Source organism: Shewanella sp. T24-MNA-CIBAN-0130 (genome assembly GCF_040310185.1).
GTDB classification, from domain to species: domain Bacteria; phylum Pseudomonadota; class Gammaproteobacteria; order Enterobacterales; family Shewanellaceae; genus Shewanella; species Shewanella psychromarinicola.
The window spans coordinates 1-267 of the sequence record NZ_JBEOPP010000338.1; the positions used below are offsets into that span (position 1 = coordinate 1).

General features: G+C 51.3%; 1 pseudogene. It reads left to right on the forward strand.

Annotated elements, in window-relative coordinates:
* Positions 1 to 267 (forward strand): annotated as a pseudogene (locus AAEZ02_RS22635) (recombinase RecA); the annotation flags it as partial.

Sequence of the window (267 nt, forward strand, 5' to 3'; positions counted from 1 at the left end):
GCTTGACCCTGTCTATGCACGCAAGCTTGGGGTAAACACTGATGACTTATTGCTCTCGCAGCCTGACAATGGCGAGCAAGCACTTGAAATCACCGATATGTTGGTACGCTCAGGCGCAATCGATATGATCGTGATTGACTCAGTAGCTGCCTTGACGCCGCGTGCTGAGATTGAAGGCGAAATGGGTGACTCACATATGGGTCTGCAAGCGCGTCTGATGAGCCAAGCCCTACGTAAAATCACTGGTAACGCCAAACGCTCTAACTG